The sequence below is a fragment of the Sphingobium vermicomposti genome (genome assembly GCF_011762025.1).
Taxonomy (GTDB): Bacteria; Pseudomonadota; Alphaproteobacteria; order Sphingomonadales; family Sphingomonadaceae; genus Sphingobium; species Sphingobium vermicomposti.
In genome coordinates this window covers 670,993-696,467 of record NZ_JAASQR010000001.1, presented here as the reverse complement: position 1 = coordinate 696,467, position 25,475 = coordinate 670,993, and the positions used below count along the sequence as shown (strand labels likewise).

Here is a 25,475-nt window from a genome sequence, read left to right as displayed (position 1 = left end):
CAGATGCGGGGGGCGGCATTATCGGGGCAGCGCTTCGATGATGACAAAGGCTTGAGCCCAGGGATGGTCATCGGTCAGCGTCAGGTGGATCATGGGGTCGTGGCCTGCCGGGACCATGGCGTGAAGCCGCGTCAGCGCGCCACCGGTCAGTTCCAGCGTGGGCGCGCCTCCCGGACGATTGACGACCCCGATATCCTTCATGAACACACCATGGTTGAAGCCGGTGCCTACTGCCTTGGAAAAGGCTTCCTTGGCGGCGAAGCGCTTGGCCAGCGTTCCCGCCTTGGTGAAGGGGCGCCGATCCGCCTTGGCCCGCTCGACATCGGTGAAGACACGGCGTTCGAACCGTTCGCCATAACGGTCGAGCGAATTCTGTATCCGCTCGATATTGCAAAGGTCGGAGCCCAGGCCGATGATCAACGCGCCAGGTCCATCTGGCGGCGCATTTCCCCGATACTGTCTTTCAGCCCGCCAAAGATCGCTTCGCCAATCAGGAAATGGCCGATGTTCAACTCGGTCACCTGCGGGATAGCTGCAATCGCGCCGACATTGTCGAAGGTGAGGCCATGCCCGGCATGTGGTTCGATCCCGTTCTTCGCGGCGAGGGCGGCAGCGTCGCTGATCCGGCGCAGTTCCTCGGCGCGGGCTGCGCCTGACAGATGCGCGTAACGGCCGGTATGGAATTCCACCACGGGAGCGCCCAGGCGGATGGCCGCATCCACCTGCGCCGCGTCAGGTTCGATGAACAGGCTTACACGGATGCCCGCTTCGCCCAGCGCCGCGACGATTGGCCGGAGCGGCTCCATCTGCCCGGCAGCGTCCAATCCTCCCTCGGTCGTGCGCTCTTCCCGTTTTTCCGGGACGATGCATGCGGCATGGGGCCGATGCCTGACCGCGATCCGCAGCATTTCTTCGGTTGCCGCCATTTCCAGGTTCAGCGGAACCGTCAGGGCGGTCATCAGCGCGACAATATCTTCGTCGCGAATATGTCGGCGATCTTCGCGCAGATGGGCGGTAATGCCATCGGCGCCCGCATCGACCGCCAACAGGGCCGCCTTGACCGGATCAGGGTGCATGCCGCCGCGCGCGTTGCGGATGGTCGCCACATGATCGATGTTGACCCCTAGGCGCAGGGGAGCGGCGGGCTGCGGCATCGGGATTACTGCTTCCGGCTTCCAGGCTTGATCGCGGGAATGGCTGCGAGTTCGGGCGGCACTTCATTCTCCTCATACACCGGGAAATTGATGCTGACGAGGGGATAGAAAGGGACGCCCAGGTCGACTTCACCGGCGGTCCGGTCGACCAGCGCGGCTTCCGCCACGACGATTCCGCCGGCCTGCGCCACCGCGTCGATCGCCTGGCGCGACGACAGTCCGGTCGTCACGACATCTTCGACCATCAGCACCTTCTGCCCCGGCGTGATGCTGAAGCCACGGCGCAGTTCGAACGTGCCTTCGGGCCGTTCCAGGAACACGGCATCCTTGTCCAGCGCGCGCCCGACTTCATGGCCGATGATCAGGCCGCCCATTGCCGGGGAGACGACGAGGTCGATCTCCTGCCGCAATTCGCGGGACAGTTTTTGCACCATGGCGCGGGCCAGCTTGCCCGCCCGTTCGGCGTTCATCAGCACGCGCGCGCATTGCAGATAATTCGCGCTGCGGCGGCCAGAGGACAGGATGAAATGTCCTTCCAACAGCGCCCCGGCTGCCCTGAACTCCGCTAAAACTTCCTCGTCAGTCATTTGAATCTTGGATCCATTCGCGGATGCCGCTCCACCTTGAACAGGCGATCGACACGTCCGTAATCACCCATGGGACAGCCCCATGATCGCGCCCCTGCGCGCGAGGTGCGAGATAGGCGGACGAGGGGGGCGTTGCAACAGCGAAGAAAATCTGTGCGTCCCCGCTTGAGGCATGAAAAAACCATGCCTATAAGCCGCGGCAGACCGACCGGGCGGGGGATACGTGTATGCGCGCGCCTTCGTTGCAGCGGCTCCAAGGGGTTACGGGGTAAGAAGACGCTTATGAAAAAGGTGAAATCGCTCGTTCTCGCCGGGTTGCTGGCCTTTGCGCCGGCTACGGCGATGAACAGTCAGGCGTTCGCGCAGGACAATGCAGCCGTTGCGGCTGCGCCTGCAGACGGCGCTGCCGCTCCGGCCGAATCGGCCGTGAACGCGGCGGCTCCGGCAGCCGACGCCGCGCCAGCGGTCACTGTGGCCGCGCCGCCCCGGATGAAACCGACCCCTGGTGTCGGCATGCCAAGCCCCGGTGAAATTTCGCTGCAGGAACAGTTCAGCCCGACCGGCCACACTGCCCGCTGGCTGCATGACGTGCTGCTGCTGCCCCTGATCACGATCATCTCGGTCCTCGTCCTGGCGCTGATGCTCTATGTCATGGTGCGGTTCCGCCGCAGCGCCAATCCGATCCCGTCGAAAACCTCGCACAACACCTTGATCGAAGTGATCTGGACCGTGGTTCCGGTCGTGATCCTGCTGGTGATCGCCGTGCCGTCGATCGGCCTGCTGGCGGACCAGTACAAGCCCGCGCCCAAGGATGCGGTGACCGTCAAGGTCACGGGCTATCAGTGGTATTGGGGCTATGAATATCCTGACAATGGCATTGGGGAATATGTCTCCAACATGCTCACCAAGGAACAGGCAGAGGCGAATGGCGAGCCTTATCTTCTCGCCCCCGACAACCGCATGATCCTGCCCGCGGGCCGTCCGATCAAGCTGATCATCACCGGCGCCGACGTGATCCACGCCTTTGCGATCCCCTCGCTCTGGGTGAAGATGGATGCGGTGCCCGGTCGCCTTAACGAAAAGACCTTCACCATTGAAAAGCCGGGCGTCTACTACGGACAGTGCTCTGAACTTTGCGGCGCGCGCCATGCTTTCATGCCGATTGCGATCGAGGCTCTGCCTCCCGCTCAGTTCGACCAGTGGGTTCTCTCGCAGGGTGGCAAGCTGCGTGGCGCTGACGCGGCGGTCACCGCCGCTGCCGCAGCGCCTGCCGCCGCTCCCGCTGAAAAGCTTTGATGTAAGGGCATAGACGCCATGACCACCATTACCGCAGATCATCACGGCGATCATGCTCATGATCATCATGATGCCGATCACAAGCCCGCCTTCTTCCAGCGCTGGTTCATGTCCACGAACCACAAGGATATCGGCACCCTCTACCTGATCTTCGCGATCATCGCCGGCATCATCGGCGGCGCGATTTCCGGCCTGATGCGCGCCGAACTCGCGCAGCCGGGGATTCAGTATCTCCAGATCTGGGCGCAGTATAGCGACGGCCCGTCGGCCACGCTGGACCAGGCCTATCACCTCTGGAACGTGCTAATCACCGCCCACGGCCTAATCATGGTTTTCTTCATGGTTATGCCCGCGATGATCGGCGGCTTCGGCAACTGGTTCGTGCCCATCATGATCGGCGCGCCGGACATGGCGTTTCCGCGCATGAACAATATCAGCTTCTGGCTGCTGATTCCCGCTTTTGCGCTGTTGCTCGGCTCGACCTTCGTTCCCGGCGGCACCGGTAATGGCGCGGGCACCGGATGGACGGTCTATGCGCCGCTGTCGACCAGCGGTTCGGCAGGGCCAGCCGTCGATATGGCGATCCTGTCGCTCCACATCGCGGGCGCTTCGTCGATCCTGGGCGCGATCAACTTCATCACGACCATCCTCAACATGCGCGCGCCTGGCATGACCCTGCACAAGATGCCGCTGTTCGTCTGGTCGGTGCTGGTTACTGCCTTCCTGCTGCTGCTCGCTCTCCCGGTCCTGGCCGCCGCGATCACGATGCTGCTGACCGACCGCAATTTCGGCACCACCTTCTATGATGCCGCAGGCGGTGGCGACCCCGAGCTTTACCAGCATTTGTTCTGGTTCTTCGGCCATCCCGAAGTCTACATCATGATCCTGCCGGGCTTCGGCATCGTCAGCCAGATCATCTCGACCTTCAGCCGCAAGCCGGTGTTCGGTTATCTGGGCATGGCCTATGCCATGGTCGCGATCGGTGTCGTCGGCTTCGTTGTATGGGCGCACCACATGTTCACCACCGGCATGTCGGTGAATGTGAAGATGTATTTCACCGCTGCAACGATGGTCATCGCCGTTCCGACGGGTATCAAGATCTTCTCATGGATCGCGACCATCTGGGGCGGTTCGATCAGCTTCAAGACCCCCATGGTATGGGCGCTCGGCTTCATCTTCCTTTTCACCGTTGGCGGCGTGACCGGCGTCGTGCTGGCCAATGGCGGCGTGGACGACGTGCTGCACGATACTTATTATGTCGTGGCGCATTTCCATTATGTGCTTTCGCTGGGTGCGGTGTTCGGCCTATTTGCGGGGTTCTATTATTGGTTCCCGAAAATGTCGGGCCGGATGTATAACGAGTTTCTCGGCCAGCTGCACTTCTGGGTGTTCTTCATCGGCGTGAATCTGCTGTTCTTCCCGATGCACTTCCTGGGTCTGTCGGGCATGCCGCGCCGTTATCCCGACTATCCAGAAGCCTTTGCCTATTGGAACAAGATCGCCAGCCACGGCTATGAAATCATGGCTGCTGGCATGCTGATCTTCTTCGTCAATCTGATCTGGTCGCTCGCTGCCGGACGGAAGGCGGAGGGGAATCCCTGGGGTGAAGGCGCAACGACGCTGGAATGGACACTGTCCAGTCCGCCGCCGTTCCACCAGTTCGAAACGTTGCCGGTCGTCGACTGACCGTCAGGACCAGAGCCATCCTTCGGGAGGGCGTGGGGAGGCTTGGTCGCCTACCCTAATGGGCAGACCCGGCGCATCGTATCGCGCCGGGCTGCCGCATGAGGAGCATATGGCAAGTTCGCCGTTCATGGACAGGAGCAGCACTCCCGCGATTCCCGCACATTGGCGGGATTTCGTCGCATTGACGAAGCCGCGAGTGATGACGCTCGTGGTCTTCACCGGCCTGTGCGGTCTGTTGGCGGCGCCGGGACATCTGCATCCGGTCCTGGCCTTCACCGCGATCCTGTGCATCGCGATCGGGGCAGGCGCTGCTGCCGCGCTCAACCAATGGTATGAGGCGGATATCGATGCGAAGATGAAGCGGACGGCTGGCAGGCCGCTCCCTGCCGGGCGCATGGACAGGCAATCTGCGCTCCATTTTGGTGTAGGTCTCTCCTTCTTTTCCGTGCTGCTGATGGGCGTGGCAACCAACTGGCTGGCCGCTGCCGTGCTGGCGGTGTCGATCCTTTTCTACGTTTTTGTCTACACGATCTGGCTGAAACCACGTACGACGCAGAATATTGTTATTGGTGGTGCGGCTGGGGCGTTTCCGCCGGTCATTGGCTGGGCTGCCGTTACGGGCGACATCACGGCGCTGCCGATTGCGCTTTTCATGCTGATCTTCTTTTGGACGCCACCGCATTTCTGGGCGCTGGCGCTGTTCGTGAAGACAGACTATGCGGCGGCGAATATTCCGATGCTGCCTGTCGTAGCGGGAGAGGTTGCGACCCGGCGGCAGATCTGGTTCTACACCGCGATCATGGCGGCGGCGGCCATGGCGCCTGTGCTGATGCAGCTTACCGGCCTGATCTATGGCGTGACGGCGTTGGTGGGCACGGCGCTGTTCGTCTTGTTCGCCTTTCAGGTGCTGCGCCACCGTGAAACCGATCCCAGCCGGATGAAGCCCGAACGGCGGCTGTTCAAATATTCGATCATTTATCTGTTTGTCCTGTTCGGAGCGGTCGTTGCCGATCGCTGGGTGCTGGCATGACGCCGGAGGAGGACGAACAGGTGCGTAGCCGCCAGAAATCCCGTGCCATCCTGACCGGTCTGCTGCTGGGGGCGCTGGTGATATTGTTCTATGCGATCACCATCGCCAAGATTGGCGGGGCGGAGTGATGGCTGTCGCACTGCCACCCTCACCATTTGATCGCGATCGCCGCAATCGGCGCACGTTGATCACGATGGCGGCGGTGGGCGCGGCCATGCTGGGACTGGGCTTCGCATCGGTGCCGCTTTACCGCATATTCTGCCAGCAGACCGGCTTTGGCGGCACGACCCAACGGGCGTCGGGCGACGTCAATGTCCGCGCGGCGGTCGGCCATAATATGTCGATTCGTTTCGATTCCAACGTCCAGCCCGGCATGCCGTGGCAATTCTACCCGGAGCATCGCACCGACACCGTCACCGTGGGCGCGCGCGACATGGCCATTTTTGTCGCGAAGAACATGTCGGACAAGCCGGTGACCGGTACGGCGAGCTTCAACGTGACGCCGACGCAGGCCGGTGCCTATTTCACGAAAATTCAGTGTTTCTGCTTCACCCAGCAGACGTTGAAGCCGGGTGAAGAGGTGAGGATGCCCGTCCTCTATTATGTCGATCCAAAGATTCTGGCGGACCCGGACAATCGGGACACCCAGGAAATTACGCTGAGCTACACCTTCTATCCTGTTGAGCAGGACAAGAAGCCAAGCTAAGGCAACCACGATAACGCGAACTGCGAACAGGGAAGAGCACGTCATGGCAGGCGCCAAGAACCACGATTATCACATTCTCCCGCCCAGCATCTGGCCGTTTTTCGGGTCCATGTCGGCGCTGGTAATGGCCCTTGGCGCGATCATGTGGATGCATCCCGATGCCATGCCCGCTGGTGGTGGCTGGGTGTTTTTCATCGGCGTCGCAGGCGTGCTGTTCACCATGTATAGCTGGTGGGCGAATGTGATCGCCGAAGCGCATGCGGGCGACCATACGCCTGTGGTCCAGCTGCACCTGCGTTATGGCATGATCCTGTTCATCGCTTCGGAAGTCATGTTCTTCGTCGGCTGGTTCTGGTCCTTCTTCGACTTCGCGCTTTTCCCGAGCCAGCTTGCACCGATCGAAGGCATGTTCCCGTCAAAGGGCATCGAGGTCATGAACGCGTTCGAGCTGCCGCTGCTCAACACGCTGATCCTGCTGTGTTCGGGCACGACCGTGACCTGGGCGCACCACGCGCTGATCCATGGCGACCGCGAAGGGCTGAAGAAGGGCTTGTGGCTGACCGTCATCCTGGGTCTGCTTTTCTCCTCGATCCAGGCCTATGAATATGCGCATGCGCCGTTCCCGTTCGGCGGCAGCCCGTATAGCTCGGCCTTCTACATGGCGACCGGCTTCCACGGTTTCCACGTGCTGGTGGGCACCATCTTCCTGATCGTCAACCTGATCCGCGTCTATCAGGGCGACTTCACGCCGCGCCAGCATTTCGGGTTCGAAGCTGCCGCCTGGTACTGGCACTTCGTTGATGTGGTCTGGTTGTTCCTGTTCGTCGCCATCTATGTGTGGGGCGGCTGGGGCGCGCCCCTTCACGGCGGTTGATCCCGGCGGAAATTGATAGAGCGAACGGCCGGGTCATACCGGCCGTTTTCTTTTAAGGCGCGCAAGGCTATGGCTGCGCCATGACATCGTCAGAACCGGTCGCGCATCCTCCAATCCCGTTGATCGTCGCGGCAGCGCGGGGAAGCTGCCCCCGATGCGGAGCGGCGACGATGTTCGCCGGGCCGATAGGATTTTCGCCCCATTGTCGCCAATGCGACCTGGACTATGGCCAGTTTAACGTGGGCGATGGACCGGCGGCCTTCCTGACCCTGATCGTCGGGGCGGTGATGGTGGGGCTGGCGCTGTCGGTGGAACTGAAATTTCATCCGCCGCTCTGGGTCCATATGCTGCTTTGGACGCCGCTGACGGTGGCGGCGGTGGTTGGAAGCCTTCGGGTGGCGAAGGGCGCGCTCCTCACTCTGGAATATCGTAACAAGGCGCGTGAAGGGCGGATCGTGAAGGAAAAGCGCTCATGACGCGGATGCGGCTTCCCCTCATTCCGACCCTGATCGTGGTGGTAGCCATCGCGGTGATGATTGCCCTGGGCGTATGGCAGTTGGAGCGGCGCGGCGAAAAGGAAGCGATGCTCGCCCTGGCAGCCGCGAATCCAGCGAAACCGTCCATCAGCTATCCGGTCATGGCGCCGGTTCCGCCCGATCTGTTGTTTCGCCGGTCTTCGGTGCAATGTATTCGCGTGACCGGGTGGCGCACGGAGGCAGGCCGGGCCGCTGACGGATCGACGGGCTACCGCTATCTGGCAGAGTGCGCGACCGGAGCCGAAGGTCCCGGCGCATTGGTGGCGATCGGCGTCGGGCAGAAGCCGGACCTGAAGCCGGATTGGACCGGCGGCCAGGTACGCGGCTGGATTTCGCAGGAGCCAGACCATCGATCGCTGCTGTCACGGACGGCAGGAAATGCCTTACCGCTGAGGCCGATGCTGATCGCAGAGCAGCCGCCCGTTGGCCTGAAGGCGGTCGCGCCGCCCAGCGCGGCGGACGTTCCGAACAATCATCTGGCCTATGCGGTGCAATGGTTCTTCTTCGCCGCCGTGGCCGCCATCATCTACCTGCTGGCGGTGCGTAAGCGCGTCCCGCCGCCCCGCCCGTCGTAAATACTTGCTCCATGGCCGCTGCGCCGCTACCGCGCTTTCCCATCATGCAATATGTGAGCACCAGGGGAAGCGCGCCTGCGCGGGGTTTCGAAGATGTGACGCTGGCTGGGCTGGCGCCCGACGGCGGGCTGTACGTCCCTGAAAGCTGGCCGAGCTTTTCAGCCGACGATATCCGCGCGCTCGCGGGCCTGTCCTATGTCGAAACCGCCGTGCGCGTCATGGCCCCCTATGTCGCCGGATCGCTGAGCGAGGACGAGCTGCGGGAACTGTGCACCGCCGCTTACGGACGGTTCAGCCATCAGGCCGTGACGCCTCTGGTCCAACTCGACCACCGCAACTGGCTGCTCGAACTGTTTCACGGCCCGACGCTGGCGTTCAAGGATGTCGCGCTGCAGCTGCTGGGCCAGCTGTTCGAACGTTTCCTGTCCCGCCGCGATGATCACTTGACGATCGTCGGCGCAACCTCTGGCGACACGGGGTCCGCCGCAATCGACGCCGTCGCCGGGCGCGAGAAGATCGACATATTCATGTTGCATCCTGAAGGTCGGGTATCCGACGTTCAGCGCCGACAGATGACGACGGTGCGCGCGCCCAATGTGCACAATATCGCCATCGAAGGCAGTTTCGACGATGCGCAGTCGCTGGTGAAGGCGATGTTCAACGACGCCGCCTTTTCCAAGCGATTCAACCTGTCGGCGGTGAACAGCATCAACTGGGCGCGGTTGATGGCGCAGGTCGTTTATTATTTCTACGCGGCTGTCCGTCTGGGCGCGCCAGAGCGGCCCGTGGCCTTTTCCGTGCCGACCGGTAATTTCGGCGACGTGTTCGCTGGCTATGTCGCGGCGCGCATGGGCCTGCCTGTCGCCAAGCTGATGGTGGCCACCAACGTCAACGACATCCTACATCGCGCTCTGACAGAGGGCGACTATAGCCAGGGTCAGGTCGTGCAGACCGCGACGCCCAGCATGGATATCCAGATCAGCTCCAATTTCGAACGCCTTTTGTTCACAGCGGGGGGGCGCGACGGCGTTGCGCTGGCGGAGCAGATGAAGGGGTTTGAAACCAGTCGCGCGATGCGCCTGACCAATGCCCAGCGCGCCGGGGCTGGTGAGTTGTTCGCATCGGCGCGCGTCGATGGCGATGGCATGAACATGGCCATCCGCTGGGCGTTCGACGCCGCGGGCCAGGTGATCGATCCGCATACGGCGATCGGCCTGGCCGCCGCGCGCACGATGGAGCTGGACCCCAGCATTCCGGTGGTGACGCTGGCGACGGCGCACCCGGCCAAGTTCCGGGATGCGGTCGAGCGGGCGATGGGCATCCGCCCGCCGCTGCCGCCGCGCATGGGCGACCTGTTTTCGCGTGAGGAGGCCTGCGCCAAGCTGCCCGGAACATTTGAGGCCGTGACCGCCTATGTCGCGGAGCGCGCCACGCCGCGGGCATGAACCTGCAGACACTCATTGGCGAGCCATGGCCAGACTATGGGCTGATCGATTCGGGGCATGGCCGCAAGCTGGAGCGCTATGGCCGCTTTCGCTTCATCCGGCCTGAGCCGCAGGCGATGTGGGCTCCGGCGGGGTCGGACTGGCGCGCGGATGGCGAGTTTGTTCCGGGGGCCGATGAGGATGGCGGTGGCCGCTGGGTGCATAACCAGCCGGTGCCGCCGCGTGGTTGGCCGCTGCGCTGGAACGAAGTGAGCTTTCAGGCCAGTTGCACGCCGTTTCGCCACCTCGGCTTCTTTCCCGACATGGCGCCGGTCTGGAACTGGATGCGCGATCAGGTTTCGGACAAGCCCGATCCGCAGGTCATGAACCTGTTTGGCTATACGGGCGTCGGCACGCTGGCGATGGCTGCGGCGGGCGCGCAGATGGTGCATGTTGATGCGTCCAAGAAATCGGTGGCGCAGGCGCGGGACAATGCGGCTGCATCAGGGCTGGAGGACAAGCCGGTCCGCTGGATCGTCGATGATGCGGCGAAATTTGTGAGCCGCGAAGTGCGGCGCGGGCGGCGTTATGACGGCATTTTGCTCGACCCGCCAAAATATGGCCGTGGCCCCGATGGGGAGGTCTGGCGGCTGGAAGAGGATTTGCCGGGGCTTATTTCCAATTGCCGCCAGCTTCTGGACGCCGACAGCCGTTTTCTGTTCCTGACGGTCTATGCCGTGCGCATGTCCGCGCTCGCGATCGGGGAGCTTGTGCGGCAGGCCTTTGCCGACCTGCCAGGCACGGTCGAGGCGGGTGAACTGGCTGTGCGGGAAGAGGCGCGGGGGCTGTTGCTGCCCACGGCGATTTGGGCGCGCTGGAAGCGTTAGGCTTCGGTTTTTTCGTAATCAGGGGCTTTTCGGATCGCGGCTCCGCTGCGGGCGAGTTCGCGTTTCAGCTGTTCCGGGCGCGGCGCGACGAGGAAGCCGAAGCTGACACATCCCAGCCGGGTGCCGACCGCGTGATGCAGCCGATGGGCCTGCACGATCCGCTTCATATAGCGGGAGCGGGGGACATAGCGGTGCGTCATGCGGCGATGGACAATGATGTCGTGGAAGCCAAGATAGATCATGCCATAGGCTGCGATCCCTGCGCCACAGGCGGTTGCCCATGAACCCCAGTCCCATTGCACCCCACCCAGCAACAGCAGGATGGAGGGCAGGGCAAAGATCACGAAATAAAGGTCGTTCGCCTCCCACATTCCGGGACGTGGCCGATGATGGCTGGCATGCAGGAACCAGCCGGGGCCGTGCATCACCCATCGGTGCATGACGTAGGCGAAGCCTTCCATCGCGGCGAGCGTGGCGAGAAAGATGAGCAGCAAAAGCATGGGCGACATGGGCTATATATAGAGCGGCAAGCCGGGTTCGGCGACCCGTAAAGCGGCGGAGAAAAGAGGCGCGGGTCGATAGGGTCTTGGTCAGGCCCGCTCAGCAGAGGGTACCGTGCCATCGGCCTGGTGCAGGACGCGCTGTGGATAGGGGATGGTGATGTCATTTTCCTTGAACAGCAGCCACAGCCGGTTGAGGACGTCCGACCTGACGTTGCCGACGCCGCTTTCAGGGTCGCTGATCCACACCAATATGTCATGTTCGACGCGGTTTTCGCCAAAGGCGGTCAGCCAGACATTGGGCTTGGGATTGCGCAGCACGCGGGGGCTTTCCTGTGCCGCGCGCAACATGAGTTGCTGGGCAAGCTGAAGATCGCTGTCAAAACCGACGCCCACGGGAATCCGCACGCGGACGTTGCGGTCCGAATAGGACCAGTTCTCAACCTCCTGCGTCATCAGATTTTCGTTTGGGATCAGATGTTCCTTGCCGTCGCGCGTGATCACTGACACGGCGCGCACGCCGATCTTGTTCACCCAGCCAAAGCTTTCGCCGACGACGATGATGTCCCCCGGTTTGATGGAGCGGTCCATCAGCAGGATGATGCCTGCGATCAGGTTGCCGAAAGTCTTTTGCAGGCCGAAGCCGACCGCTAGGCCCAGCGCGCCTGAAAAAACGGTGAAGGCGGTCAGATCGATGCCCAGAAGGTCGATGCCCACGAAAAAGGCGACGACTATGGCACCGATGGCGCCCAGCTTTTGCGCGAGCAGCTTTTGCGTGGGGTCCAGCCCCTGGGTATGGGCGATGCTGCGCGCCACCAGCCGGTTGGCCAGGCGCACCGCCGCGAACAGGGCGACGCAGATCGCCGCCATGCTGAAAATGCCGAGCAGGGTGATGCGGCGCTTGCCAAGGTCGATGCCGATTTCGTCCAGCATGTCCGCAACGGGGGCGAAGCCGCCGCTGCTGCCCGACAGGACCATGACGAACAGCAGCAGGACGAGCGGGACGGCCGCCGGTTGCGGAATGGCGAGGCTGCGCAGGATGTGCCAGGCCAGCAGCGCCATGGCCAGCGCCAGCGCTCCACCCAGGATCAGATGGGCCAGCCCGTCCGCAGGCCATAGGGCCACGCAGATCGCGAGCAGTCCGCCAGCCAAAGCATGGCGCAATATGGGGCGAAGATGCCCGTCCAGCGCTTCGCCCAGCGAGGTGAAGCGGCGGCGGAGGCGTGCGGCGGCGATATGGGCCAGGCCATCGGCGGCCAGATAGACGAGGGTCGCGAGCGCCAGCGCCACCAGCGGATGCACGATCGCCCGGTCACCGGGCAACAGCGCCAGCAGGTCGGGCAGCCCCGTCATCATCCACGCACCGCGCGAAACCGGGCCAGGCCCTGATCCAGGTCGGCGATGAGGTCGGCTGGGTCTTCCAGCCCGATATTGAGGCGAACGACGGGGCCTTCTGCTGCCCATTGGGTCGCTGTGCGGTGGCGCGCGGGATCGACTGGCAGGGCAAGGCTTTCGAAGCCGCCCCAGCTATAGCCGATGCCGAAATGGGTAAGGCCATCGATCAGCGCCGCACGGGCCTGTTCGTCGCCGCCCTTCAGAACGAAGCTGAAAAGGCCGCTGGAGCCGGTAAAATCGCGCCGCCACAGATCGTGGCCGGGGCAGGATGGCAAAGCGGGGTGGAGCACACGCGCCACGTCGGCCTGGTCCGCCAGCCAGTTGGCGACCGTCAGCGCGCTGTCCTGATGTTGCAGGAGGCGGACGCCCAATGTCCGCAATCCGCGTGAGGCCAGCCATGCGTCGTCGGGGCTGGTCATCTGTCCGAACAGATAGGCCGACCGGCGGATGGCCGGCAGGAGCGCGGGCGTCGCGGTGATGGACCCCATCATCACGTCGCTATGGCCGACAATATATTTGGTGCAGGCCAGGATCGACACATCGACGCCGTGCGAAAGGGCCGGGAAGAAGAGCGGCGTCGCCCATGTATTGTCCAGCAGGGTGACGATGCCCCTTTCCCTGGCGAGGGCGGTGATGGCGGGAATGTCCTGCACTTCGAAGGTGAGGCTGCCGGGGCTTTCCAGAAAGATGGCGCGGGTATCGCTGGTGACAAGGTCGGCGATGTCAGCACCGATTGTCGGGTCGTAATAGACGGTTTCTATGCCGAGTGGCCGCAGCATCTGTTCGCAGAAATTGCGCGTGGGATCATAGGCGCTGTCGACCATCAGCAGCTGGTCGCCCGGTTTCAGCACGGCCATCAGCGCGCAGGCAATCGCCGCCACGCCCGACGGGAAAAGCATGGTGCCCTCCGCGCCCGGCTCCATCTCCGTCAGGGCATCGGCCAGGCTCCATGCCGTGGGCGTGCCCTTCCGCCCGTAAAAGAGCCGCTCATGCGTGCTTGCCCCCGCTGCCTTGCGCAGATGGGCGACGTCTTCGTAAAGGATTGTCGATGCGCGCCAGATCGGCGGGTTGACGATGCCGCCGGGCTGGTCGGGCATGCTGGTCCATTCGGGTTTCCGCCCGGCTTGCGCCAGCTTGGTGAGCGGTCGCCGCCCGTCCTTGCCGCTACCCCTGCTGGTCATGCCAGTCCCACCGCCTTGGGCGTGGCCGGGTCCAGACCCCATTCAGACCAGCTGCCGTCATAAAGGGTGACGTCGGTCTTACCCAGAATCTCCAGTCCCGCGAGCAGGATAGCGGCTGTTACCCCGCTGCCGCAGCTGGTGATCACGGGCCGGTCGAAATCGACGCCCGCATCCGCAAACAGGCGGCGCAATTCATCCCCTGTCTTCATGCTGTTGTCGGATTTGAACAGAGTGGATGACGGAATGTTGCGCGAGCCGGGAATATGGCCCGACGCCATGCCCGGACGTGGTTCCTTATCCTCCCCGGAAAAGCGGGCGGCGCTGCGGGCATCGACGATTTGCGCCGGTCCGCCCTGCAGGTTGGCGAGCAGATCTTCCTTGGTTCGCACCTGCCCTTCGGCGCGGCGCGCGACGGCGTTTCCGCGCGGGACGACGGGCCAGCCGCTCTCCACCGGTCTTCCTTCGGCCAGCCATTTGGGCATGCCGCCGTCCAGAATGGAGGCTGACGCGCCCACGCCATAAAGGCGCATCATCCACCAGCCACGCGCCGCGCTGTGCGTCGGGCTATTGTCATAGACGACGATGCGGCTGTTGTTGTCGATGCCAAGCGCGCGGCAGCGTTCGGTCATATATTCGTCACTGGGCAGCATGCCGGGCCGGGGGTCATCTGCATCGCAAAGGCTGGGCAGGTCCAGAAAGCCCGATCCGGGGATATGGGCTTGTTCAAATTCGGCGCGGGGATCGCGCGGATCGCCCGGCAGGAACAGGCTGGCGTCGACGATGCGCAAATCGCTTTCGCCAAGCTGTCCCGCCAACCAACTGGTGGAAACCAATATGTCCATGCCGCCCCTCTTTGAGTGCCGTTCTGATCGTTCTAGGAGCGGGCGGGGTCAGTGGGAAGGGGATTATCCCGCCCGCCCCGTTCAGCTGGAGAGAGTGAGAGCGGTCGCGCGGCTTCCCGGCGTCGGGAACTGGCGCGGGCCAAGGTCGGCCCTGAACGGCGCCAACCGGTCGGCGGGCGGCGATTTTTCCTGGCCGATGATGAATGCCCGGCCCGTTCGACCCGAACCCGGAGCACCCTGTTCCCCTGTCCAGCGATATTGCACGTCGAACGCCGCCAACGGGATCAGCAAAGTGCGGCCTTCCATCCGCAGGGGGGCGATCTGGTCCGGCAGTAGCCGCAGCTCGCCTTTCACGCTGTGGCTTTCGCCCGCCATCACGGAAACGACGGAATGAGTCGGCAGGCCGGTAGAACCGGCAAAAAATTGCTGGAGCGACGCCTGCTGATCATTGTCGGCATTGGCGATGAGGCTGCGGATCAGAATGTCTTCGGCCGGGCGGTCGCCGCGATTGTGCAGGGTCAGCACATAATCGATGGTCGCCCCCATCAAGGACAGGCGGGCGCCGCGCACCTCCATCGTCAGGTCGATCCACGGACGCGGACCCGTGGGTGGTGCAGGCGCTGGCGGTTGCGGTGGAGCCTTTGGCGGAGGCGCGGGCTGGGGTTCAGCTATGGGCAGTGCGCTTGTCTCTTCTTCCGCATTTGCATCCAGCGTGCCAGCGTCGTCAGAACCTTTCCGGCGAAGCAGCCGGGCTGCACCGATCGCCCCGGCCAGCAGCGCGAGCGCCCCTACGGCCCAAATCCATGGAAAGCCGTCGTTCGGCTGCTGGGGCGAAGCATCGACCGGCGGCGCGGGCGCTGCCGGTTCCGCTTGCGGGGTGGGAAGCGGCGGTTGAACGATGGGCGGCGGTTCGTTCGGCGCGGTGTCCTGTTCCGGTGTAGGCTGGCTGGGCGCGGTAGCTGGGGGCGCGGGACGCGCGGCGGGGCGCTGCCGTTCACCGGCGGGGGGAGTGTCGGTCGAAGGTTGGGGCGGTTGGGGCGGTTGGACCACTGGCGGCGGCGGCGTGATCGTGGGTACGGTCACGGGCGGCGGCGGAAGCTGAACCGGCGCGCCGCGATAGACGTCGAGTTCCGGCCCCTGCCGATTGGGGTCCGCCTGCGGTTGGCCGGTGCGGGGGAGGGTGAACACCGGATCGGCGGCGTCCTGCTGCTGCGCCAGCGCGGGCGTGGCCAGCAGCAGCGGCAGGATGACTATCAAGGCGGGATGCGACATCATGAGCCGCAGCCAAGGCGGCAGCCCGCTGAACGGGATGTGAACAATCGGGCAATGTGGCGAGACGATGACATTATGCGTGCAATGACGTAGATGGCCGGACATGACCGACAAGCCCAGCCTATCGAAACCGATCCATCTTGGCCAGAGCAGCGCGCTGCCCGCGCATCCGCAGGACGCGGTGCTGGACTATGTGCCAAACCCCCGCCCCGGGAAACCTTATCTGGTGCGCTTCACCGCGCCGGAGTTCACGTCGCTTTGCCCCGTCACCGGACAACCCGACTTTGCCCATATCGTCATCGACTATGCGCCGGGTGAAACGATCGTCGAATCGAAATCGCTAAAGCTGTTCCTGGGTTCATTCCGCAACCATGCCGCCTTCCATGAAGATTGCACGGTCGGCATTGGCGAGCGGCTGTTCGCCGAAATGCGGCCCATCTGGCTGCGCATCGGCGGTTACTGGTATCCGCGCGGCGGCATTCCCATCGACGTTTTCTGGCAATCCGACGAACCGCCCGCCGGGCTGTGGCTGCCACCGCAGGACGTGCCGGGTTATCGTGGGCGCGGCTGACATTCTACCGCACTGTTTGACAAATGAATAATTACGTTCGACCAACGAGATTGCGGGCGGACGACCGCGCTTGACCGGCGCGGCGAAAGGTTCGATCCCGCAACTATCATGGCGCTGTGCCGTTGTGGCTGCGCCGTTCCAACGTGTCGGAGTTGCGAACCTGATGTCTTTTGCGAAAATTCTCCCGCTGATGCTGGCCGCTGCGCCGATGGCTTTTGTGCAGCCTGCACTTGCGCAGGCCTCCGCAGGCCCCGCGCCCAATATCACGACCCAACTGCCGCGCGGTGCCGCGCCCAGCCATTATGCGATCACCGTCACCCCTGATGTGTCGAACCTGAAGTTCAGCGGCAAGGTGACGATTGACCTGGCCGTCACTCAGCCGCTGCCCGCGCTGGTGCTGAATGCAGCGGACCTGACCATCAGCGACGTCCAGCTGACCCCCGCAAAGGGCAAGGCGGTCAAGGGAAGCGTCCGGCTGAACGCGGATGCGCAGACAGCGACCTTCGATTTTGGCAAGCCATTGCAGCCCGGCAGCTACAAGCTCGACATCGTGTATGCGGGCGTGATCAACACGCAGGCGAACGGGCTGTTCGCGCTTGATTATACCGACAATGCTGGCAAGGCGAAGCGCGCCCTTTTCACCCAGTTCGAAGCGCCTGATGCGCGCCGTTTCGTCCCCAGCTTTGACGAGCCGAGCTACAAGGCGACATTCGACCTGACGGCGATCATTCCCACCGGGGAGTTGGCGGTCAGCAACATGCCGGTGCGGGCGTCGAAGGATCTGGGCAGCGGCAAGACGCAGGTGACGTTTGGCACCAGCCCTAAAATGTCGTCCTATCTGCTGTTCTTTGGCCTGGGCGAATTGGAACGCGCGACCAAGATGGCTGGCGCGACCGAAGTCGGCGTGATCACCGGCAAGGGTAATAGCGGCAAGGCGCAACTGGCGCTCGACGCTTCGGCGGCGATCCTGCCGTGGTTTAACGATTATTTCGGCGTGCCCTTCCCGCTGCCCAAGCTCGACAATGTCGCCGGGCCGGGACAGAGCCAGTTTTTCTCCGCGATGGAAAATTGGGGCGCGATCTTTACTTTCGAGCGGGCGTTGCTGGTCGATCCGCGTTTCACCTCCGAAGAAACGAAGCGGACTATCTATGAGATCGTCGCGCATGAAATGGCGCATCAATGGTTCGGCGACCTTGTCACCATGGCCTGGTGGGACGATCTGTGGTTGAATGAAGGGTTCGCCAGCTGGATGGCGACCAAGGTCACGGACAAGCTGAACCCCGACTGGGAAATGCTGTTGACGCGGGTTGAGGGACGGGAGCGAGCCATGGGTCTGGACGCGCTGGCGACCACTCACCCCGTCGTGCAGAAAATCGCCACGGTAGAGGAAGTGAATCAGGCGTTCGACGCGATCACCTATCAAAAGGGTGAGGCGGTGATCACCATGCTGGAAGGCTATGCGGGCGAAGATGTGTGGCGCAGCGGCATCCGCAGCTACATGAAGGCCCATGCCTATGGGAACACGGTGACGGATGACCTGTGGAAAGCGGTCGAGGGTGCCGGAGCGACCGGACTGGTTGCCATCGCCCACGACTTCACATCCAAGCCCGGCATTCCGCTGGTGAAGGTGGATAGCGCCCAGTGCAGCGGTGGCAACACGTTGCTGCGGTTGAGCCAAAGCGAGTTCAGCCGCGATCGCAAGGACAAGGTGCCGCTCAGTTGGAACGTGCCGATCAAGGCGCAGGTGCTGGGCGGGCAGGAACAGCGGCTGATCCTGAAAGGGCAGGGGCAGATGACGCTGCCCGGATGCGGCGCTTATGTGATCAATGCGGGGCAGACGGGCTATTATCGCTCGCTCTATCCGCAGGCGAATGTGAAGGCGCTGGCCAAGGATTTCACCCGGCTTGCCAGCATCGACCAGACCGGTCTTCTCGCCGACAATTTTCAGCTTGGGCTGGGCGGCTATCAGCCCATCGGCCTGGCGCTGGACCTGATCGATGCCGTTCCTGCGGTGGCGAGTCCCGCGGTGCTGGCGGAGGTGCCGGGCTATCTCAGCAGTGCCTACACCATGTTGGAAGGCGACAAGCCAGCGCAGGCGAAGGTCGCGTCCTATGCGTCAAAGAAGCTGACGCCGATGCTTTCCAACATTGGCTATGATGCCAAGGGGGGTGAAGGGCCGCAGGTTCCCGTGCTTCGATCCGCGCTGGTCGGGGCGCTTGGCAGCATGGGTGACACGGCGGTGGTGGGTGAGGCGAACCGGCGCTTCGCGGCGCTTGCCAGCGATCCCACCGCGCTGGACGGGCCGCTGCGCAACATATGGCTGCGGATCATCGCGGAAAACGGTGATGGGGCGACCTGGGACCGGCTGCGGACCATGGCTAATGGCGCGAAGTCGGATCTGGAAAAGAGCACGCTGTTCGCATTGCTGGGCGCGGCCAAGGATGAGGCGCTGTCGCGCAAGGCGCTAGACCTGGCGCTGACCGATGAGCCGGGCAAGACGACCAGCGCGGCGATCATCTCTCAGGTGGGTGGCGCGCACCCGATGCTGGCGGTCGATTATGTGTTGGCGCACCGCCAGCAATATGAAGCGTTGATCGACGTGTCGGCCCGGTCGCAGGCGATTGCGCGACTGGGCGGCGGATCGGCTGACCCGGCGATGGCGACGAAGCTGGACGCTTATGCCAGCCAGCATCTGACGCCGGAATCGCGCAAGGTGGTGGATCGCTCCATCTCTGCGATCAAAACGCGGATCGAAACGCGGGCGCGGCTGAAGCCTGCTTTGATCGGCTGGTTCGCTCGTAAATGAGCGAACAACTTTAGAAGGGACGTGACGCCTGACGCCTGAGGCGCGTGTAAAGCGCGCCGACGGCGGCGGCAAAGATCAGCAGCGACAGCGGCACTGCCCAGCGGTTTTCCGTGAGCAGAGCCAACGGCGCGTCGCTGTCGGTCGCGGCGACCATGCCCGCAAAGGCGATCCCGAACAGGCTTTCCCCGACGATGAAGCCGGTGGCCATCAGCACGCCCATCCGCTCGGCAAAGTCAGGGTCGGACTGGCGCCGTGCCCATCGATTGTAGAAATGGCCGATCGTCGCGCCAATGGGGATCAGCAGGGTCAGCGCCATCGGCAGATAAATGCCCATGCCTACCGCGAGCGGCGGAAGGCGCAGCTTGCCCGCGCGGCCCAGAAGCTCATCCACCACCACAACGACAACCCCGATCAGAGCGCCCGCGCCGATCAGATACCAATCCAGATCACCGCCCAAGACGCCCTTCGCCAGTGCGGAGATCAGCGCCGCCTGGGGCGCGGGCAGGGCGGTGGCTTTCGCCCCTGGAGCACCGGCAAAGCCGAATGCGCTGTTGAGCAGGTCGAGCACGGGCGGGATCACCAGCGCGCCGAAAATCACGCCCAGCACCAGCGCCACCTGCTGCTTCCACGGGGTCGCGCCCACAAGCTGACCCGTCTTCAGATCCTGAAGATTGTCGTTGGAAATGGTGGCGATGCCAAAAATGATGGCCGTGACGAACAGCGCATAAGCGATCAGCGCTTGCGTTTCCGCAGGGTCTCCGCCCGACCCGTAAATGGCGGCGAGGATCAGCGACGCACCCAGCACGGCAAGGATGCCGACGCCAGAGATCGGGCTGTTCGACGCGCCGATCAGGCCCGCCATGTAGCCGCAGACCGCCGCGATGACGATGCCAGCGACCATGATATATGCCAGCGTCAGTATGACGATCGGGATGGGATTGAGGGCGATCGGCCCCCCTTGCGCAAAATACCAGAGCAGCACCGCGATCGGTGCGAGCGACGCGATGATCGTGCCGCCGACGATGCCGATGGGCAGGTCACGTTCCGTCAGGTCGAGCAGGCCGTTGCCGCCCGCCTTGCGCGCTTTTGCAGCGGCGATGGCGGACCGGATGCCGCTGACGATTGGCCCCAAAATTTTGAGCAAGGTCCAGATGGCGGCCACGCCGATTGTACCCGCGCCGATGAAGCGCGCTTTCGTGCGAAAGGTGGTCCCGACCACGTCGGCAAGATCCGCACCGGCTGGCAGGGGCGCGGTCAGCCAGGGCACCAGCCCCAGCCAGCTGATCAATAGCCCCACGAACATCGCGACCCCGACCGACAGGCCCACAAGATGACCGACGCCGATCAGCGCCATGGAAAAACTGGTGGAGACGGATGTCGCTCCGGCCCCCAGCTTGAAAAAAGTGGCCGCTTCTTCCGCGATCAGCTTCGTCTTGGCGGCAATTGAAAAGGCGGCGGCAGCCAGCGCGCTCATGACAATGGCGGCCAGACCGCGCCGGTTTTCCTCCAGCCCCTCACGCGATCCCGCGCCGACCTTGAGCACTTCGGCGGCGGCTACGCCTTCGGGATAAGGAAGGTCCGACCCTGTCACCAGCGCGCGGCGCAGCGGCACCGAATACATGACGCCCAATATGCCGCCCAGCGCGATGGTGAAGGCTGACAGCCAATAGGGAAAGCCCTGCCACCAGCCGATGATGACCAACCCTGGCAGGACGAAGATGATGGCGGATAATGTGCCCGCGGCCGATGCTATCGTCTGGACGATGTTATTTTCCAGGATATTGCCGGTGGCGAACAGGCGGAGCACCGCCATGGAAATGACGGCGGCTGGAATCGACGTGGCGAAGGTCAGGCCGATCTTGAGGCCGAGATAAACGTTCGCGGCGGTGAAGAGCACGGTAATGATCGCGCCCAGCACCACGCCGCGTAGCGTCAATTCCGCCATCGGCGCGGCTTTGGTCTCATCGGTCGTCACGGCTCTTCCCCTCGTCCACGCCTTATCAACGACATGGTAATAATGTTACTTGGCCGTGGATCAATTGGAAAGTGAAGAAATCCGGTCCAGATGCCCGCGCAGGGCATTGTCGGGGGCAGGTGGCGGGGCGGGGGCCGGGGCCTCTCGCAGCCAGCCTTGCACCACTTGGGTCCAGCGCTGATAGCCCCGCATGTTCATGTGCAGGCCGTCGCGCCGGAACAGCGACGCATCGGGCAGGCCGTCACTGGCCAGCAGGGATCCGGCGACATCCAGATAGTCGAAACCGGCAACCCGGCTGCGCGCGGCGACGGTCATGTTGACTGCCGCCATCTTGGGCCAGAGTGTCCACCTTATGGGGCTGGGTTTGAGCGACAGATAGGCGATCCGCGCTGTCGGATAGCTGGCCCGCAGCTGTTTGACTAAGGTCAGTACATCGCGCGCGACCGCGTCCGTGCTGGCACCCGCCGCCAAGTCATTTTCCCCGACATAGATCAGCACGGAACGGGGCTTCGTGCGGGGGAGTAGCCGGGGATAATGATGCAGCACATCGTCGGTCGTGGCCCCGCCAAAGCCGCGATTAACGACGTTCCAGTCTGGGAAGCTCGCGCGCGTGTCCCAGAGGCGAATGCTGGAGCTGCCCAGGAACAGCACGGCGTTGGAGAGGGCGGGTTCCGCCGCATCGGCCCTGGCGAAGGCGGCGATTTCGTTGGAAAAGGGGAACGTCGGATCAGCGTTGACGCGGGCCGGACTGGCCGCTTCAGCCGCTTTGCCCATAACGCCGACCGGACAAGCCAGCACCAGCAGCGCCACCAGTGCCGCCAAACTGCGCCTATGCGCCGGACGGGCTTTAGTGGCGATGCAGCGGGCGCAGTTGATATTTGCCATTGGCGTAGGTGCCGAACATCCCGCCTATCGCCGGGTGGTCGACCGGTTCGTCGCTGTCATCGACGACCAGATTCTGCTGGCTGACATAAGCGACATAGCTGGCTTCACCATTTTCGGCGAGCAGGTGATAAAATGGCTGATGCTTGTCAGGCCGCGATTCTTCCGGGATCGCCTGATACCATTCCTCGCTGTTGGCGAACACGGGGTCGATGTCGAATATGACGCCGCGAAAACCGAAATGCCGGTGCTTCACGATGTCGCCAATGCTGAAACGCGCGTGGACAACAGGCGGCGCGGTAACATCGGCTCCGATAATGCGGGTGAGGTCGGTCATGCCTATCAATTTAAGACGCTCTTGCGGCGTTACAAGAAAAATACGGTCCAGGCCGCTTGGCAATCCGGTATTCATTCGCTAATGGCCGCCGCTCGACCGGGATGGCATTCGCCAGACCTTCTGCGGAGAGGTGGCAGAGTGGTCGAATGCACCGCACTCGAAATGCGGCGTGCCGGAAACGGTACCGAGGGTTCGAATCCCTCCCTCTCCGCCATAAATTTCCGATTCGCCGTTTTCTCGTAACAATCTGATCCACCGTCTCTTTTTAGCTGTCCTGCTACAATGCGGGTTACAACAATGTGGTTTGGTCGCTTCTGCTTGCTTGTTCCCGGAGAACGAACGATCTGTTGCGAATCCAGTCAGCGGCCCTGGATCGGATCAAGGCATGCCGGATGGATATTGGCACGCCGGTGCAAGTGACGAGAGGGACCTGACGTTCATCAGGTCAAGTAAGCTTGGGAATATATTCGTAATTTGGCCATCGGATAGTAAACATCCGATAGTGGCTGCTTTGCGATTGAGGTGCAGGTGCGCGAATTAGCGGCAGCGCAAGGACCGTGGTTGCGCTGTGGCTAGAGCATGATCCGACTCAATCAGGTCGAACCATGCTCTGGGCGGCACACGGGCAGCCGGTCTCTGCCTGTCGCGACGTCCTAGAATTCGCGCAAAATTTCGCGCAGCGTCTTGCCGGTATACTCGGTGCGGACGGCTCCAGCCTGTTGCAGTGCCGGTACTAGTTCATCGACCAGTTGGGGAAGCTGACGATTATAGCCCGACCCTTCGATCAGGAAGCCATCGCCGCCCACCTCGTCCATGACTGCCATCATCTTGTCGGCGACTTGCTGCGCGGTGCCGCTGAAGTCCATACCGCTCGCGCCCTTGCCGACGGAAAACAGGTCCCTGATGGATTTGCCTTCCTCTCGCCCGGCCTTCTTCATGTAATCGAGCGCGCTGGTATGTCCGCCCGCCACGATGTCCTGCGGAACCGGCACGTCGAGGTCGTACTGCGAGAAATCCACGTCCAGCGACGACGACGCCATCACGATATTATGTTCGAACGAAACCTGCTTTTCGGCCTCGGTCATCTCCGGCTTTTCTACGCCTTCGGGAAGGATGTTGACTGGTGTCAGGAATATGACCTTGATATCGTCGGGATTACGGCCCTGCGCCTCGGCGCGGTCGCGGATATCCTGGCGATAGGCCTTCATTCCCGGAACGCCGCCGGTCATCATGCCCAGAACGACTTCCGCATTTTTGGACGAGAATTCACGGCCCCGTTCCGATGCGCCCGCCTGTGCAAGCACGGGATAGCCCTGCGGCGAGCGGACGGTGTTGAGCGGCCCCCGCGAGCGGAAATGCTCACCCACGAAGTCGACAGTGTGGACCTTGGTGTGGTCGACATACACGCCAGTCTCAGGGTCGGCGACCAGCGCGCCCTCTTCCCAGGAATCCCATAGCTGCTTGACCAGATCGACATATTCGTCCGCGATGTCATAACGGACGGTCGGCGGCAGCAGCTTGTCCATGCCGAAATTCAGTGCGGCATTCTTCTCGCTGGACGTGACCATGTTCCAACCCGCACGTCCCCCCGTCAGGGAGTCCACGGTCGAGAGCAGCCGGGCCAGCAGATAGGGCGGATAGAAAGTCGTCGAAGCGGTCGCGATCAGGCCGATATGCGACGTATCCTGTGCCATCACCGGCAGCAGCGGGATCGGATCAAGCTTAGGGGCCAGCGTCGCGTTCTTCAGATCGAGCTCCATGGAGCCGCCATATCTGTCACCAACGATCAATGTATCTTCAAAAAAGACGAAGTCGAACTTGGCTGCCTCCAGCATCTTGGCCAGTTCCTTGTGGTAGGAACCGTCGATCCAGTTCGAGCCGAATTCCTTGCCGTCGCCCGGCCATGACGTCGCACCGAACTTCGTGAAATATCCAAGGTGAAACTTTACGTGCCCCATAATTAATCTCCTGATTGTTCCGATAATTTCACTTTGAAGGGATAGGGATAAAATATACGATCGCCGATGGTCCCGGCATTGTGGTTCAGTGTTTCAGCACCATGTGCCTTTTCTGATCTTGACTGATCACAAGACCGCCGTGGTTAAAGCAGGGACAGCGCATCATCGACGCTGATCTTTCGGAAGGTCTGGCGTATTACGCCATCCTGCCAGCTGTCCTCATGATGTGCTTTTGCGGTCGCTTTGTCGTCTTCGCTGATTTCGTTTATCCGACTGCGCACGCGCTGGGCCAGTTTTCTTGAGAAGAGCTGAATGTCTTCGTCGCCTTGGTCGATGTAGCGCTCGATATTGTCGACAAGCGCCATCGGGTTGAGTGCAAGGTCGACATCGTGACGCACGGAGGGTTCTGACGACATGATAGCGACATCGGCATCGCGGACGCGCCCATCGGCGGCGTAGGCGAAGCAGTGCCGAATGCGATCGCGCGCTGTTTCCGGTTCACTCCAGGGGAAAGTCGAATTGGTGGGTGCACCGTCTGGGACGGCCAAATGGGTGATCGCGCGATCATTGATGGCTTCGATCAGCGCTGCCGGGTCTGCAGGGAGAAAGAGTTCGCGGTGAGGCGTCACATCGAAGCTTGAGAAGTCGCCATAGCTTTCACCAGCGTGGAATAGATATATCTCTGCGTAATGCGGTGCCTTCCTCCGGCTGGGGCGTACGTCATAATAAGCGGTAGTTACCAACTGCATCAGCATGCTGGCGCCCAAGGCGCTCAGGGGCGAGCGAAGAACAACACCCAGCCGATCGTCGGGTCGCCAGTCGAGCAGTCCCTCACTGTTCGCCGGCTGGCCATTCAACTCGATCTGGAACATCGAGCCCTTTAATGAAAAAGCGGTATGCATATGCTGCCTTCCTCATTTGCGCGGAACCGGGCTCTATCGCTCATGTCACTCCCCCTAACGGGACTTCGCCAGACGATTATTTCAATAGTGCCCTCTTAC

25 protein-coding genes and 1 tRNA gene are annotated in these 25,475 nt (G+C 62.6%); 13 read left to right on the top strand and 13 right to left on the bottom strand.

Going from position 1 to position 25,475, the window contains the following annotated elements; all coding sequences use genetic code 11:
- Window positions 1-18 precede the first annotated feature (18 nt).
- From acpS to pyrE, 3 genes are read right to left on the bottom strand one after another with little or no spacing between them, the layout of a single operon-like run.
- Window positions 19-420 (bottom strand): holo-ACP synthase, encoded by a 402-nt coding sequence (gene acpS, locus FHS54_RS03400; RefSeq protein WP_167302363.1) that lies wholly within the window; start codon window positions 418-420, stop codon window positions 19-21.
- Window positions 417-1,154, bottom strand: a complete 738-nt coding sequence (locus tag FHS54_RS03395; protein WP_167302362.1) for a pyridoxine 5'-phosphate synthase — start codon at window positions 1,152-1,154, stop codon at window positions 417-419. Before FHS54_RS03395 ends, acpS begins: the two co-directional genes overlap by 4 nt.
- 5 nt (window positions 1,155-1,159) lie before the next feature.
- Window positions 1,160-1,741 (bottom strand): orotate phosphoribosyltransferase, encoded by a 582-nt coding sequence (gene pyrE, locus FHS54_RS03390; RefSeq protein WP_167302361.1) that lies wholly within the window; start codon window positions 1,739-1,741, stop codon window positions 1,160-1,162.
- Window positions 1,742-2,023: 282 nt separating this feature from the next.
- Between pyrE and coxB the strand changes: the two genes are divergently transcribed.
- The 10 genes from coxB (at window position 2,024) to FHS54_RS03345 (ending at window position 10,755) form a co-directional block, all read left to right on the top strand.
- Window positions 2,024-3,037, top strand: a complete 1,014-nt coding sequence (gene coxB, locus FHS54_RS03385) for a cytochrome c oxidase subunit II (RefSeq protein WP_167302360.1) — start codon at window positions 2,024-2,026, stop codon at window positions 3,035-3,037.
- Between the two features lie 18 nt (window positions 3,038-3,055).
- Entirely contained in the window at window positions 3,056-4,723 is a 1,668-nt protein-coding gene (gene ctaD / locus FHS54_RS03380) for a cytochrome c oxidase subunit I (RefSeq protein ID WP_167302359.1), read from the top strand.
- Between the two features lie 109 nt (window positions 4,724-4,832).
- Window positions 4,833-5,753 carry a heme o synthase gene (locus FHS54_RS03375; protein ID WP_167302358.1) on the top strand — a complete coding sequence of 307 codons (921 nt, stop codon included), beginning with the start codon at window positions 4,833-4,835 and terminating at the stop codon, window positions 5,751-5,753.
- Entirely contained in the window at window positions 5,750-5,881 is a 132-nt protein-coding gene (locus tag FHS54_RS16525; RefSeq protein ID WP_279589124.1) for a hypothetical protein, read from the top strand. The genes FHS54_RS03375 and FHS54_RS16525 overlap by 4 nt, the downstream gene beginning before the upstream one ends.
- Window positions 5,881-6,459, top strand: a complete 579-nt coding sequence (locus tag FHS54_RS03370; RefSeq protein WP_167302357.1) for a cytochrome c oxidase assembly protein — start codon at window positions 5,881-5,883, stop codon at window positions 6,457-6,459. Before FHS54_RS16525 ends, FHS54_RS03370 begins: the two co-directional genes overlap by 1 nt.
- A gap of 43 nt (window positions 6,460-6,502) precedes the next feature.
- On the top strand, window positions 6,503-7,333 hold the full coding sequence (locus tag FHS54_RS03365; protein WP_167302356.1) for a cytochrome c oxidase subunit 3: 831 nt from the start codon (window positions 6,503-6,505) through the stop codon (window positions 7,331-7,333).
- 80 nt (window positions 7,334-7,413) lie between these two features.
- The gene (locus FHS54_RS03360) at window positions 7,414-7,809 is read left to right on the top strand and encodes a DUF983 domain-containing protein (protein ID WP_167302355.1); all 396 of its coding nucleotides are present in this window, start codon (window positions 7,414-7,416) and stop codon (window positions 7,807-7,809) included.
- Complete coding sequence (locus tag FHS54_RS03355; protein WP_167302354.1) at window positions 7,806-8,444, top strand: SURF1 family protein; 639 nt, start codon at window positions 7,806-7,808, stop codon at window positions 8,442-8,444. The genes FHS54_RS03360 and FHS54_RS03355 overlap by 4 nt, the downstream gene beginning before the upstream one ends.
- Before the next feature lie 44 nt (window positions 8,445-8,488).
- Window positions 8,489-9,889, top strand: a complete 1,401-nt coding sequence (gene thrC, locus FHS54_RS03350) for a threonine synthase (protein ID WP_167302685.1) — start codon at window positions 8,489-8,491, stop codon at window positions 9,887-9,889.
- The gene (locus FHS54_RS03345; RefSeq protein WP_167302353.1) at window positions 9,886-10,755 is read left to right on the top strand and encodes a class I SAM-dependent methyltransferase; all 870 of its coding nucleotides are present in this window, start codon (window positions 9,886-9,888) and stop codon (window positions 10,753-10,755) included. Before thrC ends, FHS54_RS03345 begins: the two co-directional genes overlap by 4 nt.
- Here FHS54_RS03345 and FHS54_RS03340 read toward each other — a convergent pair.
- The 5 genes from FHS54_RS03340 to FHS54_RS03320 all read right to left on the bottom strand — a co-directional run bounded on the left by FHS54_RS03340 (window position 10,752) and on the right by FHS54_RS03320 (window position 15,948).
- Window positions 10,752-11,264: a sterol desaturase family protein gene (locus FHS54_RS03340; RefSeq protein ID WP_167302352.1), complete on the bottom strand. Its 513-nt coding sequence runs from the start codon at window positions 11,262-11,264 to the stop codon at window positions 10,752-10,754. The genes FHS54_RS03345 and FHS54_RS03340 overlap by 4 nt on opposite strands.
- An 81-nt stretch (window positions 11,265-11,345) precedes the next feature.
- The gene (locus tag FHS54_RS03335; RefSeq protein ID WP_167302351.1) at window positions 11,346-12,611 is read right to left on the bottom strand and encodes a mechanosensitive ion channel family protein; all 1,266 of its coding nucleotides are present in this window, start codon (window positions 12,609-12,611) and stop codon (window positions 11,346-11,348) included.
- Window positions 12,608-13,831: a cystathionine beta-lyase gene (gene metC, locus FHS54_RS03330; protein WP_243855593.1), complete on the bottom strand. Its 1,224-nt coding sequence runs from the start codon at window positions 13,829-13,831 to the stop codon at window positions 12,608-12,610. The genes FHS54_RS03335 and metC overlap by 4 nt, the downstream gene beginning before the upstream one ends.
- Window positions 13,828-14,673, bottom strand: a complete 846-nt coding sequence (gene sseA, locus FHS54_RS03325) for a 3-mercaptopyruvate sulfurtransferase (protein WP_167302349.1) — start codon at window positions 14,671-14,673, stop codon at window positions 13,828-13,830. The genes metC and sseA overlap by 4 nt, the downstream gene beginning before the upstream one ends.
- An 81-nt stretch (window positions 14,674-14,754) precedes the next feature.
- Complete coding sequence (locus FHS54_RS03320) at window positions 14,755-15,948, bottom strand: hypothetical protein (protein ID WP_167302348.1); 1,194 nt, start codon at window positions 15,946-15,948, stop codon at window positions 14,755-14,757.
- Window positions 15,949-16,048: 100 nt separating this feature from the next.
- Here FHS54_RS03320 and queF point away from each other — a divergent pair, with 100 nt between their 5' ends.
- Both queF and FHS54_RS03310 read left to right on the top strand, forming a co-directional pair.
- Window positions 16,049-16,516 carry a preQ(1) synthase gene (gene queF, locus FHS54_RS03315; protein ID WP_167302347.1) on the top strand — a complete coding sequence of 156 codons (468 nt, stop codon included), beginning with the start codon at window positions 16,049-16,051 and terminating at the stop codon, window positions 16,514-16,516.
- Between the two features lie 163 nt (window positions 16,517-16,679).
- Window positions 16,680-19,322, top strand: a complete 2,643-nt coding sequence (locus FHS54_RS03310) for a M1 family metallopeptidase (RefSeq protein WP_167302346.1) — start codon at window positions 16,680-16,682, stop codon at window positions 19,320-19,322.
- A gap of 10 nt (window positions 19,323-19,332) precedes the next feature.
- Here FHS54_RS03310 and FHS54_RS03305 read toward each other — a convergent pair whose 3' ends face one another.
- The 3 genes from FHS54_RS03305 to hspQ form a co-directional block, all read right to left on the bottom strand.
- The gene (locus tag FHS54_RS03305; protein WP_208404772.1) at window positions 19,333-21,267 is read right to left on the bottom strand and encodes an OPT family oligopeptide transporter; all 1,935 of its coding nucleotides are present in this window, start codon (window positions 21,265-21,267) and stop codon (window positions 19,333-19,335) included.
- Between the two features lie 90 nt (window positions 21,268-21,357).
- On the bottom strand, window positions 21,358-22,182 hold the full coding sequence (locus FHS54_RS03300; protein ID WP_167302344.1) for a GDSL-type esterase/lipase family protein: 825 nt from the start codon (window positions 22,180-22,182) through the stop codon (window positions 21,358-21,360).
- A complete protein-coding gene (hspQ, locus tag FHS54_RS03295; protein ID WP_167302343.1) occupies window positions 22,145-22,516 on the bottom strand; it encodes a heat shock protein HspQ in 372 nt (123 codons plus the stop codon). The genes FHS54_RS03300 and hspQ overlap by 38 nt, the downstream gene beginning before the upstream one ends.
- A 124-nt stretch (window positions 22,517-22,640) precedes the next feature.
- On the opposite strand from hspQ, the gene FHS54_RS03290 reads away from it, so the two are divergent.
- Window positions 22,641-22,730, top strand: a tRNA-Ser gene (locus tag FHS54_RS03290).
- A gap of 439 nt (window positions 22,731-23,169) precedes the next feature.
- On the opposite strand, the gene FHS54_RS03285 is transcribed toward FHS54_RS03290, so the two are convergent.
- Both FHS54_RS03285 and FHS54_RS03280 read right to left on the bottom strand, forming a co-directional pair.
- A complete protein-coding gene (locus FHS54_RS03285; protein WP_167302342.1) occupies window positions 23,170-24,474 on the bottom strand; it encodes an NtaA/DmoA family FMN-dependent monooxygenase in 1,305 nt (434 codons plus the stop codon).
- A 143-nt stretch (window positions 24,475-24,617) separates the two neighbouring features.
- A complete protein-coding gene (locus FHS54_RS03280; protein ID WP_167302341.1) occupies window positions 24,618-25,376 on the bottom strand; it encodes a hypothetical protein in 759 nt (252 codons plus the stop codon).
- Between the last annotated feature and the right edge of the window lie 99 nt (window positions 25,377-25,475).

Coding starts and splice junctions, on each gene's coding strand:
- FHS54_RS03395 (WP_167302362.1), bottom strand. CDS start 1,154: ATGCCGCAGCCCGCCGCTCCCCTGCGCCTAGGGGTCAACATCGATCAT.
- pyrE (WP_167302361.1), bottom strand. CDS start 1,741: ATGACTGACGAGGAAGTTTTAGCGGAGTTCAGGGCAGCCGGGGCGCTG.
- coxB (WP_167302360.1), top strand. CDS start 2,024: ATGAAAAAGGTGAAATCGCTCGTTCTCGCCGGGTTGCTGGCCTTTGCG.
- ctaD (WP_167302359.1), top strand. CDS start 3,056: ATGACCACCATTACCGCAGATCATCACGGCGATCATGCTCATGATCAT.
- FHS54_RS03375 (WP_167302358.1), top strand. CDS start 4,833: ATGGCAAGTTCGCCGTTCATGGACAGGAGCAGCACTCCCGCGATTCCC.
- FHS54_RS16525 (WP_279589124.1), top strand. CDS start 5,750: ATGACGCCGGAGGAGGACGAACAGGTGCGTAGCCGCCAGAAATCCCGT.
- FHS54_RS03370 (WP_167302357.1), top strand. CDS start 5,881: ATGGCTGTCGCACTGCCACCCTCACCATTTGATCGCGATCGCCGCAAT.
- FHS54_RS03365 (WP_167302356.1), top strand. CDS start 6,503: ATGGCAGGCGCCAAGAACCACGATTATCACATTCTCCCGCCCAGCATC.
- FHS54_RS03360 (WP_167302355.1), top strand. CDS start 7,414: ATGACATCGTCAGAACCGGTCGCGCATCCTCCAATCCCGTTGATCGTC.
- FHS54_RS03355 (WP_167302354.1), top strand. CDS start 7,806: ATGACGCGGATGCGGCTTCCCCTCATTCCGACCCTGATCGTGGTGGTA.
- thrC (WP_167302685.1), top strand. CDS start 8,489: ATGCAATATGTGAGCACCAGGGGAAGCGCGCCTGCGCGGGGTTTCGAA.
- FHS54_RS03345 (WP_167302353.1), top strand. CDS start 9,886: ATGAACCTGCAGACACTCATTGGCGAGCCATGGCCAGACTATGGGCTG.
- FHS54_RS03340 (WP_167302352.1), bottom strand. CDS start 11,264: ATGTCGCCCATGCTTTTGCTGCTCATCTTTCTCGCCACGCTCGCCGCG.
- FHS54_RS03335 (WP_167302351.1), bottom strand. CDS start 12,611: ATGATGACGGGGCTGCCCGACCTGCTGGCGCTGTTGCCCGGTGACCGG.
- metC (WP_243855593.1), bottom strand. CDS start 13,831: ATGACCAGCAGGGGTAGCGGCAAGGACGGGCGGCGACCGCTCACCAAG.
- sseA (WP_167302349.1), bottom strand. CDS start 14,673: ATGGACATATTGGTTTCCACCAGTTGGTTGGCGGGACAGCTTGGCGAA.
- FHS54_RS03320 (WP_167302348.1), bottom strand. CDS start 15,948: ATGATGTCGCATCCCGCCTTGATAGTCATCCTGCCGCTGCTGCTGGCC.
- queF (WP_167302347.1), top strand. CDS start 16,049: ATGACCGACAAGCCCAGCCTATCGAAACCGATCCATCTTGGCCAGAGC.
- FHS54_RS03310 (WP_167302346.1), top strand. CDS start 16,680: ATGTCTTTTGCGAAAATTCTCCCGCTGATGCTGGCCGCTGCGCCGATG.
- FHS54_RS03305 (WP_208404772.1), bottom strand. CDS start 21,267: ATGGCGGAATTGACGCTACGCGGCGTGGTGCTGGGCGCGATCATTACC.
- FHS54_RS03300 (WP_167302344.1), bottom strand. CDS start 22,182: ATGGCAAATATCAACTGCGCCCGCTGCATCGCCACTAAAGCCCGTCCG.
- hspQ (WP_167302343.1), bottom strand. CDS start 22,516: ATGACCGACCTCACCCGCATTATCGGAGCCGATGTTACCGCGCCGCCT.
- FHS54_RS03285 (WP_167302342.1), bottom strand. CDS start 24,474: ATGGGGCACGTAAAGTTTCACCTTGGATATTTCACGAAGTTCGGTGCG.
- FHS54_RS03280 (WP_167302341.1), bottom strand. CDS start 25,376: ATGCATACCGCTTTTTCATTAAAGGGCTCGATGTTCCAGATCGAGTTG.